Origin of the sequence: Enterococcus raffinosus (genome assembly GCF_001886185.1) — a bacterium.
GTDB classification, from domain to species: domain Bacteria; phylum Bacillota; class Bacilli; order Lactobacillales; family Enterococcaceae; genus Enterococcus_A; species Enterococcus_A raffinosus.
This window is the reverse complement of record NZ_JXLA01000008.1, coordinates 69,236-81,719: the sequence shown is the minus strand read 5'-3', so window position 1 is coordinate 81,719 and position 12,484 is coordinate 69,236. Positions and strand designations below refer to the sequence as shown.

Here is a 12,484-nt window from a genome sequence, read left to right as displayed (position 1 = left end):
GAACAATTTCAAAAAAAAAGAAAAAATAGCATAACATCAGTTATTGAACTTTGTTATTGTTTTCATTAGTTATTTGAAATAACTATCAATAAATAACAAAGACAATTAGATTTTTTGCTTTTTCTCCTTTTTTTGAAAAAAAAATGCTGAATTTTACGTGCCTTTTAAAAAAAACTTGTTTTTTCAAGAGTTTTACTCTTTAGTTTTCATTCATTTCTTTATCAATAAATTATTTTTTTAGAAATTTGATTAAATGAAAGCGGATAAATAATTAAGGTTTGTAAAAATTGTGTATAGATTGTCTTAAACAAGTACTAACTGCATAAATAAAAAACAAAAAACAGTTCAATTTAATGAACTGTTTTTATCTATTATTCTATTGCCTCTCATGAAAAAGTAGTTTTTCAGTCGGGTAATTGATTTCAATAATTTCTTCAATAGGAATAAATCCTACCTTTATCAACCGTTGGCGGTGTCCAATATCCAATTTATCAGCAGCTCTGAAGGTTGTTGTATAAAGCATCCCTAGTTGTTTGTCCTTGAGCAGTCTATTTATCAATTTTTGCTCGATGTTCAAGTCCCAACAAGAAGGAAATACTGCAAGGTTCTCCACTTCTTGTGCCGTATCATCAAACAAAAGTAAGCCTATGATTTGATCTTTTGACCAAGCAAGATAACAGTTTTCTTTCTCGATAAGCCGTTGAATCGAACGTTGGTATTCGGTTTCTTCCAAATAAGGGAGCCCCCCTCGCATCAATTGAGCAAAACTTAGAATTTTTTCTTGATCTCCTCGCTGTCCTGAACGAATCTTTATATCGTTATCCTTTGCCCAAACCAGTGCCTTCGAAACATTATAGGGTTCCTCAATAAAGAATTTCTTGTTCTGCAGTCGATATTGCTTAGGACTCAACTTAAATAGCTCCTCGAAGGCTTTTGTAAAGGCTTGTTGGCTTTGATACCCTGAATGGAAGGCCACCTCGATGATTCGCTGATCCGAATAAAGCAACAACTTTGCCGCCTCGTTAAGTCGGCGACGTTTAACATAGTTATAAAGTGATTGGCGAGTTGCTTCTTTGAACTCATGAAGCAAATAAAATTTTGAATAGTGTAGCTGCTTCGCCAGCTCTTCAAGTGTTACTTTTTCCTGCAGATGATCCTCAATATATTCTGCAATACTTGCAACCAGCTGAGAATTATTCATAGACTCACTTCCTTTGAAGAAAATAAAGGGCATGCATCGCTCGTGTCGCTGCAACAAACAACTGCTGGCGGCCTAATTGATCAGGATAATTCTCTTCATCCGCATCAACGATAATTACCGCATCAAACTCTAAACCTTTTGATTGAACCAAAGGACAAATGGAAAGCTTTCCTTGTAATTGTACAGCATCATCTGTCAATAATTCACAGTCCATTCCGTAATTTTCTAATCGCACGAGCCATTCCTTTGCTCTATCAAGCGTTTTGGTAATCACTGCGATGGTTGACAAGCCATTCTTTTTTAGTTGTTCAACTATCTCTAGTATACCTGAAATTTCTTCTGTTTGAGAATGAACCACCCGTTTTTCTGGAGTCATCCCATGACGTAAAACAGGTTCAATCTGATGATCATTGATGAACTTTTTGGCACAGGTGATAATTTCATAGGTAGAACGATAGCTTTTAGTTAGATAGATTGTTTGGGCTTTTGGATAATAGCGCTGTACCTCTGCTAAGCTCATTTCATTAATATCTGTCAAAGTCTGGGTAAAATCACCGATGAACAAAATCGGACAAGTGAACATTTTTTTGAATACCTCAAATTGAATAGGTGTATAATCCTGCATCTCATCAATGATCACATACCGAATCTTCGAAAACTCATCGAACCCTTCCATGAATAGGCGGATATAAAGGATCGGGAAAAGGTCAGAATAGCTTAGATCTTTTTTCATCGAGTACCCTTGTTCTGCTAAAAAATTGGCGTACAATTTGGTACAGTTTGTAATAGGAAGCATTTTCTTCAAACGATTGAACAGCTGCTTTTTAGTCGGTTTCTTTTTTGGTTGAAAGGGCCGACTGCGTAAATTTTCTAAAATATCTTCTGCAATAAGCTGCAAACGCTCAAAAATTGGCTTTTTGCCGTAGGCCTTGTAGCGCTGCAGAATATACTCTTCACCATAATCATAGTCGCCAATCGTTATTGTTGCTGGTGTGAACTTTTCACTTTCTTTGAGAAATTTTTTTAAATCTGCTACACAGCGCTTGGTTGAAAGATAGCGGATTCGTTCAATCAATGATTGTCGCTGATTGAGATATAAGCGCTCGATTTCTTGAAAACGCGATGGAACTTTGGCCGCTCCAGAAAGTTTTTGACCGAATTCATCGATCGTCCATTCGGTCACCGGTTCTTCTCCAAGTTCAGGCAGCACTTGAGCGATAAATTGACTAAATGTGCGATTCGGCGAAAGAATCATCACCTGCTCTGACGTAATGCGATCGCGAAAACGATACAATAAAAAAGCAATGCGATGTAGAGCGATTGAGGTTTTACCGGAACCCGCGACTCCCTGAATGATCATGTCCTTTGAACGACTGTCACGGATCACTTCATTTTGTTCTTTTTGGATCGTACTAATAATCGTAGACATTTGTCCGCCTTTTTGCTGCCGCAACTCATTTTGAAGCACCTCATCGAAAACCGTCGTGTCGGACTCCACGACATAATCAATCATTCCATCCTTGAACTTGATTTGACGCTTCCTTTGAATTTCTCCTGATGCGATTCCCGCCGGTGTTTGAAACTTCGCCTCACCCAAATCATACTCATAAAAAATACTGGCGATCGGTGCCCGCCAATCATAGATCAACAAGCCCTGCTTCTTAGTCGAAAAAGAAAAAGGACCCACATAGATTTTCTCCGCTGTTTCTTCTCCCTCATAAATAAAATCCACACGAGTAAAGTAAGGATTCTGCTTTTGCTTTTCTAGTCGTATCAATTGTTTCCCACTCACTGACTCTGCCAGCTGCTGTTGATTCAGGAGTCGGGAATTAATAAACATTTCATGCGGGTCTATCTCCCCTTTATAATCAACTAGATATTGGTGAAATTGCTTTGTCTCCTCGGTAAAATGAAGGATTTCCTGTTCAAGGCTAGTTTCCTTACGCTCAATTTCTGTGCGAATTACTTCCCATTCTTGTTGCTCTTCAGCTAATAGATTCATCAATGATCACCTCTCACAAACTTGGTCAAATAATTAGTATAAGTGAGAAGCAAATTCTTTTTTTCATCAATGTTGCGGTTTTTAAAAAAAGAACGTTAGAACATAAAGCTGTCCTAACGTTCAATCCCCGTCTAATCCTTCAATTGATAATGGAGCGCCGTCGCCCCTGCAAGTCCGACGATCCCTAAGGCAAACATAGATTTACTAGATAACAGAACACCGCCTGCCATCAATCCTGCACCTACCACTGTGTTACTTTTTACACTGGCTTGAAGACTTTTTTTCGATGGTCTGGGAATCTTGATGGACACGCCCATGTCCTCCGCCATCTTTTCGAAATATTTCGCTGAGCTATCAAACATCCTTCTTCCTCCTTCTTATTCTTCAATGAACAATTGGTCACTGATTGTTTCAAGCATGAAAGTAAAAACTTCTTCTTGGTCATAGACCGTATTGGTCAAGGTGACTGTATAGAGCAAACTGCTAAGTACACCAAAGGCCTTCTTTTCAGGAACCGCCAACCTCAAATTGGTGGAGGTCAGAACGAACTCAAAGAATGACAAAGAACTATTTGTAAATTCTTCCCGCTCCTCTTCGCTCAAACGATTTAGCAAGGCCAAAAAGTCCGGATTCGAAAAATCATATAGAAATGGAGAGGCCTGATACTCTCGATACAACGTTAGCATCGCATGATTGAAGCCAGCTTTGTCGGGCTGCTCCTTCAATATCCTCATCCAATCCTTTCTCAATCGCTCTTGAACCAAAAGAAAGGTTTCAAGAAACAACTCCTCCTTATTTTCAAACAGAAGATAAAAAGAACCCGTCGCAATTCCTGTTTCCTTTGTTAATTCTCCGATTGTCGTTTTTCGATACCCAAACTTGGTCCAGCTTCTCTCACAGGCAGCACATAATTTCTTCCTTAGAATCAGCTTCTCTTCTTCAGAAAACCCCTTGTTTTTCTTCATTATTTCACCTCTAATATACTATGAATATATATGTTGATATATTCATAGTATATTAAAACAAGTCGAGTTACAATCCTTTCAAAAAAATCAGTAAAAAAAAAGTCGAAAACTGCATTGCTGCACTTCTCGACTATTGACCGATAACTACTATTTATTTCAATCTATTTACAAACCTTTCCGTAATCTCCTTCGGCCGTGTAATCGCCCCACCAACCACGATGCCGCTGACTCCCATTTCTTGTATTTTTTTGGCTTGCTCAGGAGTATGAATTTGCCCTTCAGCGATCACAGACAGATTTGCTTCTACTAACCGTTCAATCAATTCAAAATCTGGTCCCTGCCCTTTATGATCGGCTGTTTCCGCTGTATAGCCGCTTAACGTGGTTCCGATAAAATCAGCTCCAGCACGAGCAGCATTTATTCCTTCTTCAACCGTTGCAATGTCAGCCATCAATAGCTGCTCAGGATATTTTTCCTTGATCTGTTGAATAAATTGATTGATCGTTAACCCATCATGACGCTTCCGCAAGGTACAATCCAAAGCGATAACCTCTACTCCTGTTGTAACTAACGCATCCACCTCTTGCATACTGGCAGTAATGAAGGGTTCTTCTGGCGGATATTGCTTCTTGATTAAGCCAATAATCGGCAAATCGACCACTGCCTTGATCTCTTGGATATCCCGCACAGAATTGGCACGAATCGCCACCGCGCCGCCTTCCTTTGCTGCCAATGCTAATAAGGGCATAATGCCGCCAGCTTCCGTATATAAAGGCTCTCCCGGTAACGCCTGACAGGAAACGATCAGCCCACCGTTAATTTTTTCTAGAAATTCTTGCTTGCGCATTTCTTTCACTCCATTTCGCTTACCACTTATGCTTAACGCCTTCGCAGCACTAATAAAAGGGTACCATGACAGAAAAAATCTGTATAGACAGTGGTCTTACATTCCCAAGGGCACATGAAAAAACTTGCCTTAAAAATGCTAGGCAAGTTGCTTCACGTTTATTCAAATGTAGTTAAGCTATGCTTTAATTTTTCCACCTTTTCTCTGTAAGTGCCGGGCTTTGTGTTAAACAGAGCAGAGGTTCCAACAACGTAAACCGACGCGCCAAATTTACTGATAGCAGCTGCTGTTTCCGAATGAATATTGCCGTCGACTTCAATCATCGGCCTCACTGCTTGCTTTTCAAGGTAGTGGTTTAAGCCTTCGAGCTTTTCCAACACGTGCCACTGAAAGGCTTGACCAGCAAAGCCAGGATTGACCGTCATCATGAGAATTAATTCCACGGAAGAAACGTATGGAAAGAGACGCTCAATCGGGGTTTCAGGATTAATGGCTATCCCCGCTTTCAGTCCCTTAGCATGGATTTTGTCTATGACTGCTTCTGGCTCTTCTGCGGCTTCTAGGTGAAAGGTCAAATAATCTGGTCTTAAAGGGGCAAACAGTTCCACATATTTTTCAGGGTCAACACAAGCTAAATGAATATCTGTGGTAAAATTTCCTGTCTGAATGATCGGCTCTAACACATAAGGCGCCATCGCTAAGTTATTGACATAGACGCCATCCATCACATCACAATGAAGCCAGTCAATTCCCGCTGCATGCAACTCCTGTAATTCCTGTCCCAACGCTAGCTGATTTCCGCACATGATCGACGCTGCAATCTTCTCCATCCTCTTCCCTCCATCAAATAGATATAGCGTGTATACACATCAAGGATTCATAAAAATTTCCATAGCTGCTTTTACGTTTTCCTTCATCGCCGCCGTTGCAGCTAAAGACAGTTCATCAAAGAAAACAGAGTCACTTGAAAAATCCTTCAGTTCTTCCTGCACCTTTTTACCTGCTGCTTTATTCATATAGGTATAATAGTTGATTTTGCAAATACCGTTCTTTATAGCTGTTCGATAGTTTTCCTCTGATACACCAGATCCCCCGTGCATCACAAAAGGTACATCAATTTTTTCTCTGATCTGAAGGATTCGATTCAGATCCAGCTTCGGTTCTTTCAAGTAAACGCCATGAACCGTTCCGAAGCCAATTGCCAAGCAGTCGACTCCTGTCTCTTCCACAAAGGATTTAGCCAATGCTGGATCTGTGTAAACATCATCCAAATCCTCATAATCTTCACTGGAATCAGAGCCTCGTCCTTCTCCGCCGCCGATTGCTGAGGTGAAGATATGCCCCAACTCGGCTTCGACACTTACTCCTGCCGCATGAGCAATTTTTACGATTTCTTTGGACTCGGCTAAATTAACTGCATATTCTTTGCTTGAGGCATCGTACATCACCGAAGTGAAGCCCAATCGAATCGCCTTAACACACATCTCAAAAGAAGCCCCGTGGTCTAAATGTACTGCAACTGGAACACTTGCCGCTTTGGCATATTGCAGCATGATTGGGCCGATTTCTTCTAATGAAATGAGGTTCTCGTGGACCTCCGCATGCTGCAGGATCACTGGTGATCCTAGCTCCTCAGCGGCTTGAATCACGGCACGAATCGCTTCCAGATTCGGTACATTGAACGCCCCTACCGCATACTTTTTTTCCTTCGCATCCTTTAAAAGTTCACTTAATGTGACTAACATGAATCTTCCTCCTCGTTTTATTTACTAAAACGATATTCAAGATTTGTTGAGAAAACATCCGTATAGACATATGAAAGTTCAATGGGTTTATCCTCCCAATAGGCCATGTTGTTGACAACCATGACTACCGCGGGATTTGAAATATTCAAGTATTCAATTTCTGTGTAATTGGCCATTCGTGCACTTACTCGTTGACTGATAATCTCTGGATAAATGCCGAATTGGTTCAACACCTTCCAAAGAGACTTATCAGTCAGATCAAAGGATCCAATCTCTGGACAACGTGCAAGCGGGATAAAGCTCTCCGATAACGAATACACCGTACCATCTACACTCCGCAGCCGCAAAAGATAGAAAACGTAATCATTTTCTGCTATTTTAAGCTCTTCGCTCAATTTTTGATCCGCTTGAATCACGTTCTTCTTCAAAACTTTAGAGCTGATCTTCTTTTTTCGTGAAACGATGTCCTCATAAAAACCAGAAATATGCATACTTGAAACAATCTTTACATCTCGGTCAGGGATAATAAAGCCTTTTCCTTCAATATAGGTAACGATGCCTTGTCTTTCCAGTGATTCCAGCGCACGCTTTACCGTCGTTCTGCTTACATCAAAGGTCTCAGAAAGCTTGCGTTCACTGGGGAGCGGTTTCCCTTGTCCGCTCAGTACCTTGGCTAAATTTTGAATATCATCGCTGATTTTTTTATACTTTGGAATAAACTCTTCCATTTCATTCATCCTCCCTCTCCTCGTCTTGTCTTGGATAGGGAGATCTCGTAAAGACTTCTATCAAAACAGACAGGCAATTGTATTCTCTTCTCAATCAAGTGGATTTTCACTATTGATTATAACTGATTTTTTATACAACTACCTACCAGACTAATGCTGCAAAGCTTAAAATCTGACCACCACTCGGTATTTATCACCTTCAATCGCGGATTCAAAGCCCGCCACCACTTCTTCAAAAGGCACAATTTCACTAATAAACGGGCGCATATCAATGATGCGTTCGCTGATCATTCTTGACGCTCGAACAAAATCACGGCTATTTGAATTGGCGGTACCTGCAATTGCGTAGCCGCCTTTATGCAGCCTGTCTGGGCTAAAGCTGACTGGCTCATCCGGATAGAATGACGAATACAGGATCACTTTCCCAGTATTTGAGACCAAATCTATCGCCTCTTCCACAACGCTATGAATCGGTGTTGTATCAAAAACTACATTCGCCCCTAGTCCCCGACTAATTTCCTTGATTTTCGTCGCTAATACTTCTGTTGAAGAATCAACAGTATAATGCGCACCAATCTTTTTCGCCAAATTCAGCCGTTTCGAATTCAGATCACACGCGACCACTCTAGCCCCACTCTTCACAGCCAACGAAACATGTAAAAGTCCCATGATGCCGCAGCCGATGACTACTACTAAATCCCCGTACTGGATATTCGCCGTCTCACAGCTATGAACGACACATGATAAGGGCTCTGTTAAGGCGGCCTCTTCAGGGGTTACTCCGTAATAATGAAAAAGATGCTTGGGTTCCACCAACATATATTCGGATAATCCTCCCATTCCTTTATGAGGTAGACCTTCTAGTTGCTTGCTGTGATTGAAATCCAAACAATTCTGTTCCTCTCCGCTTTTACAAAAATCACAATCCCCGCAGGCCAAATTGGTGCCAAACACTACTTTGTCGCCAACCTGCCATTTCGTCTGATCGATGTTGCTCCCTAAATCCACAATTTCCGCAGCAATCTCATGCCCGCCGATAAAAGGATACTCGACTTTTTTTATCCCCGTATATACCCGTTGTTCCCATGTACAAAGTGCGCAAGCCTCGATTTTTATCAAAATCTTGTTTTCTGATACTTCCGGCAACTCGCATTCCTCGATTTTCAAATCCTTGATCCCATAAAAGATTGCTGTCTTCATTTTCCGTCTCCCTTCTCTGCAATTGGCTAAAATATATTAAACGCTCCAAAAAGAACCCCGATAGCAACTAAGATCAACATGACCTTTATTGATTTCAACAGACCTAGCTTCAGCCTAGCAACTCCGAATTGTTCTTTGCAAAAACAACTGACACTTTTTTAAAGTCCTTCGGTTCTAAAAAAGTGCCAATGGTTCTATTTGCAAGTTAAATATATAGCCGACCTTCTCTGTTGTCAATATTTTTTTGAAACCGTTTTTATAAATTTGATTGAAAGGTGTTTTTTTAAAGCCAAATAATCACTATGCCTTTTACTGATTGGTGCGCTTATTCTTTCGCTTTAAGTTTTTTATTCATCAATGATTTTTCACAATCAAATAAAAAAATCGGTTTTGCCTTAGTCATCTAAAGCAAAACCGATTTTCTTTTTCTCTATTGATCTGTTTCTGTTGCCGCTAGTGCAAACTCCCCTATGGCGGTTCTGATCCCATCTACACTCTTGAAATTCTTTGTTAACACAACGATCGCGAAAGGATTCTTTTCTGATAACACCAAACCGATGTCATTTTCTGTATCATCCAGCTCCCCAGTTTTATTCGCTACCATACTACCGACAGGAAGCTTACTGGGAATCTTCGTACGCAGCGTCTGTCCCTTCATAATGGTGAACATTGTTGATTGAGGGTACGTCTCTCGCTGCTGATAGAGCTGTTTCAAGAAGGCGAGACAATCATTCAAGGAGGTATAGTTTTCTTTTCCCTGACTACGAGCTTCATCATCTAGCATTCTTCTTTCCAAACGTGTATCCATGTATCCCTTTGCCTGAAAAAAAGCATTCAATTCCTCCATACCGAAGTGATCCATCAATACATTGGCTGCTTCGTTATCACTTTGTTGAATCATGGGAATGAGCCAATCATTCAATGGCTTGCCTTGAATGACTTCGCTCGGCTCTGCCTGTGTGAGGGCATACTCCATAATGAACACCTTGATTACGCTGGCTGCAGTCGTTGGCGCAGAATTATTACTAGTAATGTCCTTGCTCTGATTGAAATAATGAACGCCATAGTAAACCTGATCGGCATTCTCCTTCAACGCCGTGACAGCAGTCTGCAGCTCTGACTCACTTGATTGCTGTACACTGCTATTGCTTGTGGCGACCTCTATACTTGTTTCAGCTTTTGAAATTGGAGGGGGCGTCTTCACAGAAGCCTGTTTCTTTACACTCGGTGTCCTTTCCTGCTGTTGAGCAAAAAAAGTATTCATTACTAAATAGGAAGAACCCGCAAGTATAAGAAATAGCATCCCTATCAAAACGTATTTGGCTGTTCCTGAGTTTTTCGGACTGGAATGTCTTCCCAAAAGGTTTCATCTTCTTTCTTTTACAATCTTAAGAGATCCAAACCTCATTGACCCCATCATTCTTCGAAACACCATCCGTCAAGGCTAAACGTGAAGAATAAGAAACATAGCCATAATAAATCTGCGTTCCACCGCCGTCCCAAGTCACTGTGATTTGCACATTTGGATTGATCAGCTTCGTATCTGGCATCTCTGATGGGTACTGTTCATTGGTTTCATAGCTTAGGACATCCCCACTGGCACTGGTGATCGTCGCCTTTCCAAAATACTGAGTCCCATTTACATTTTTCTGTGTCACACTGCCATTCGCACCGATCGTTAATGCCGTTTGCCGTTGGCTAGTTTGGGAATAATAAAAGTAATAGGTATTCGCCCATTTCGCATAGTCCCCGGTAAAGTCGCTTGAACTTCCTGAGGTTCTCACTGCTGGCCGGTCTTTTTCCTGAGCCTTCTGAACGGCTTCCTTGTCCTCTTCTTGCTTAAGTCCTTCTTCATTTTTCTCCGTTAACTCATCTACTTCAGCTGCAATCGCTGAAAATTCGCTCTTGCCTAGATCACTGGCAGGGATTCGACTCAGCTTGAGATTGGATTTTTTATAATCACCGTTAATCGTCAATTCCTTGGCTTCCGCAATAATTTCATCATATTTACTGGTATCAGTAGTGCTAGAGGTAGTCGTGGTTGACGGGAGTGTCGCCTCGTTGTTGGAACGACTGGCCATCGCAAAACCGACACCTACAACAACTGCTAGCAATGCCACCCCAGCAATGATGAACGCCCACTTAGGGATACCCGATTTTCCATTGTTCGACACTGCGGTTGTCGTTGGCTTCGTTTCTTGTAGATTGGCGCCTTGGCTTCTTTTTGGCAATGAATCTGTTTTGGCAAATTCGTACCCGCAATGTTCACAAAATAATGAACGATCACTATTTTCTTCCCCGCATCTTGGACAAATTTTCATTTTGAACCCGCTCCTTTTCCCATTCTTAAGCCCTTTTAAAAAATAATCACTCTTTTTTTTCTTAGGTTTATTTTAGCATACAAATAGCAAAAAACATCACAATCATTCCTTTGGTACATCTTCCGCTCTTGCTAAAAAAGAGCTTGCCGTTTTTTTCTTCGACAAACTCTTTTTTAGCTATTTTATTTTTGTTGCCGCTAGACTAAAGTCAGCGATGGCTGTTCGTGTTTTTACAATATCCGAAACTTCTCTAGTTAATACAGCGATCGCAAAGGGATTGTCCTTCGTTAAGACCAACCCAATATCATTTTCGACATTTTGTTGTTCGCCAGTGATATTGGCAACTGTTGTACTTTCTGGAAGCTTTTGCGGGATCTTCGTACGAATCACTTGTCCCTCTAATATTTCCAGCATTGTTTTTTGCGGCTCTTTCGATCGATTGTCGTAGATTTTTTTCAATAATTTCATGCAATCATTCAAGGATGTGTAATTGTCATCATCTGTGATACGAACATTGATATCCACCATTCGGCGATTAAGTTTTGTCTCTGCATATCCTTGTGCATTGAAATATTCATTGAGCTTATCCATCCCGTAATGGTCAATCAATACATTGGTGGCATTGATGTCATTCTCTTGGATCATGGGGGTAAGCCATTCGGTCAGCTTTTTGTCCTGAATCACCTGATTGCCGCCGTCCTTCTGTGCCAAGGCATAATCCATGATAAACAATTCAATGATATTAGCAGCGCTGGTTGCTTCAGAATTCTTGCTGGAAACTTCCTGCTTGTCCTTGAAATAATAAACACCATAGTACACCTTTCCGGCACTCTGAGTTAATGATGAGGCATCTAGTTTAACCGTTTCCTTCTTTTTAGTTGTTGCTGCTTTTTTCTCAGAACTATCCTGCTTTTTACTCGTGCTAGAGGTCTTTGTTTTTTTCTTTTTAGAGGATTCCGTTGTCTTTTTAGTTTTTTTCTCAGAACTCTTCTCTGTTTTTTTCTTAGCTGCCTTCTTCGTGCTGCTTGTTGCGGAAGCTTTTTTTGACGAGGATGGCGTATCCTTAGCAGTGACCGTCTCCTTTGGTTTTTCTGGCGAATCATTAAACACGCGCGTCACACCAAAATAGGTGCCGCCTGCTAATAGAAGTGCCGCTAAACCGATCACCACGTATTTTCCTTTAGATTTTTCATTTGGATCCGTATGTCTACCCAAAGTCTTCACCTTCTCTCTTTCATATCACTGTGTGGCTTTTTCAATAATAAGTTTATCACATTTCATTATTAAAATAATTTCTTTCGAAAAAGAATATATAATTTATAATTATCAATGATTCCTCCTGATTCAAAACAACTGTTAAATTCATTTTTACAAAACTTTGAAAAAAGTGTTTGCTTTTTCTGTATGTATTCATTTTATTGACATTGCAAGCTTTCATTCCTATTGATTTTGCGACACCCATTTACTATTTCTTG

The 12,484-nt window shown here is 40.6% G+C and carries 12 protein-coding genes; all 12 read right to left on the bottom strand.

From position 1 onward, the window contains the following. Positions 1-376 precede the first annotated feature (376 nt). The 12 genes from RV13_RS05990 to RV13_RS05935 all read right to left on the bottom strand — a co-directional run bounded on the left by RV13_RS05990 (position 377) and on the right by RV13_RS05935 (position 12,233). Positions 377-1,201, bottom strand: a complete 825-nt coding sequence (locus tag RV13_RS05990) for a helix-turn-helix transcriptional regulator (RefSeq protein WP_010745552.1) — start codon at positions 1,199-1,201, stop codon at positions 377-379. Between the two features lie 4 nt (positions 1,202-1,205). After that, positions 1,206-3,203 carry a HelD family protein gene (locus RV13_RS05985; RefSeq protein WP_010745551.1) on the bottom strand — a complete coding sequence of 666 codons (1,998 nt, stop codon included), beginning with the start codon at positions 3,201-3,203 and terminating at the stop codon, positions 1,206-1,208. Between the two features lie 131 nt (positions 3,204-3,334). Beyond that, entirely contained in the window at positions 3,335-3,565 is a 231-nt protein-coding gene (locus RV13_RS05980) for a hypothetical protein (protein ID WP_010745550.1), read from the bottom strand. A 15-nt stretch (positions 3,566-3,580) separates the two neighbouring features. After that, the gene (locus RV13_RS05975; protein WP_010745549.1) at positions 3,581-4,168 is read right to left on the bottom strand and encodes a TetR/AcrR family transcriptional regulator; all 588 of its coding nucleotides are present in this window, start codon (positions 4,166-4,168) and stop codon (positions 3,581-3,583) included. Positions 4,169-4,319: 151 nt separating this feature from the next. Beyond that, positions 4,320-5,015 (bottom strand): N-acetylmannosamine-6-phosphate 2-epimerase, encoded by a 696-nt coding sequence (locus RV13_RS05970; RefSeq protein ID WP_010745548.1) that lies wholly within the window; start codon positions 5,013-5,015, stop codon positions 4,320-4,322. Positions 5,016-5,173: 158 nt separating this feature from the next. Beyond that, positions 5,174-5,845: a ribulose-phosphate 3-epimerase gene (locus tag RV13_RS05965; RefSeq protein ID WP_010745547.1), complete on the bottom strand. Its 672-nt coding sequence runs from the start codon at positions 5,843-5,845 to the stop codon at positions 5,174-5,176. 39 nt (positions 5,846-5,884) lie between these two features. Then, positions 5,885-6,760 (bottom strand): class II fructose-bisphosphate aldolase, encoded by an 876-nt coding sequence (locus RV13_RS05960; protein WP_010745546.1) that lies wholly within the window; start codon positions 6,758-6,760, stop codon positions 5,885-5,887. 17 nt (positions 6,761-6,777) lie between these two features. Further along, a complete protein-coding gene (locus tag RV13_RS05955) occupies positions 6,778-7,497 on the bottom strand; it encodes a GntR family transcriptional regulator (protein ID WP_231371763.1) in 720 nt (239 codons plus the stop codon). Between the two features lie 156 nt (positions 7,498-7,653). Continuing rightward, positions 7,654-8,688 (bottom strand): zinc-dependent alcohol dehydrogenase, encoded by a 1,035-nt coding sequence (locus tag RV13_RS05950; protein ID WP_010745544.1) that lies wholly within the window; start codon positions 8,686-8,688, stop codon positions 7,654-7,656. Between the two features lie 430 nt (positions 8,689-9,118). Beyond that, positions 9,119-10,048: a serine hydrolase gene (locus RV13_RS05945; protein WP_010745543.1), complete on the bottom strand. Its 930-nt coding sequence runs from the start codon at positions 10,046-10,048 to the stop codon at positions 9,119-9,121. A 28-nt stretch (positions 10,049-10,076) separates the two neighbouring features. Further along, positions 10,077-11,009, bottom strand: coding sequence for a zinc ribbon domain-containing protein (locus RV13_RS05940; protein WP_010745542.1), 933 nt, complete (start codon positions 11,007-11,009; stop codon positions 10,077-10,079). Between the two features lie 177 nt (positions 11,010-11,186). Then, complete coding sequence (locus RV13_RS05935) at positions 11,187-12,233, bottom strand: serine hydrolase (protein ID WP_231371762.1); 1,047 nt, start codon at positions 12,231-12,233, stop codon at positions 11,187-11,189. Between the last annotated feature and the right edge of the window lie 251 nt (positions 12,234-12,484).

Coding starts and splice junctions, on each gene's coding strand:
- RV13_RS05990 (WP_010745552.1), bottom strand. CDS start 1,201: ATGAATAATTCTCAGCTGGTTGCAAGTATTGCAGAATATATTGAGGAT.
- RV13_RS05985 (WP_010745551.1), bottom strand. CDS start 3,203: ATGAATCTATTAGCTGAAGAGCAACAAGAATGGGAAGTAATTCGCACA.
- RV13_RS05980 (WP_010745550.1), bottom strand. CDS start 3,565: ATGTTTGATAGCTCAGCGAAATATTTCGAAAAGATGGCGGAGGACATG.
- RV13_RS05975 (WP_010745549.1), bottom strand. CDS start 4,168: ATGAAGAAAAACAAGGGGTTTTCTGAAGAAGAGAAGCTGATTCTAAGG.
- RV13_RS05970 (WP_010745548.1), bottom strand. CDS start 5,015: ATGCGCAAGCAAGAATTTCTAGAAAAAATTAACGGTGGGCTGATCGTT.
- RV13_RS05965 (WP_010745547.1), bottom strand. CDS start 5,845: ATGGAGAAGATTGCAGCGTCGATCATGTGCGGAAATCAGCTAGCGTTG.
- RV13_RS05960 (WP_010745546.1), bottom strand. CDS start 6,760: ATGTTAGTCACATTAAGTGAACTTTTAAAGGATGCGAAGGAAAAAAAG.
- RV13_RS05955 (WP_231371763.1), bottom strand. CDS start 7,497: ATGAATGAAATGGAAGAGTTTATTCCAAAGTATAAAAAAATCAGCGAT.
- RV13_RS05950 (WP_010745544.1), bottom strand. CDS start 8,688: ATGAAGACAGCAATCTTTTATGGGATCAAGGATTTGAAAATCGAGGAA.
- RV13_RS05940 (WP_010745542.1), bottom strand. CDS start 11,009: ATGAAAATTTGTCCAAGATGCGGGGAAGAAAATAGTGATCGTTCATTA.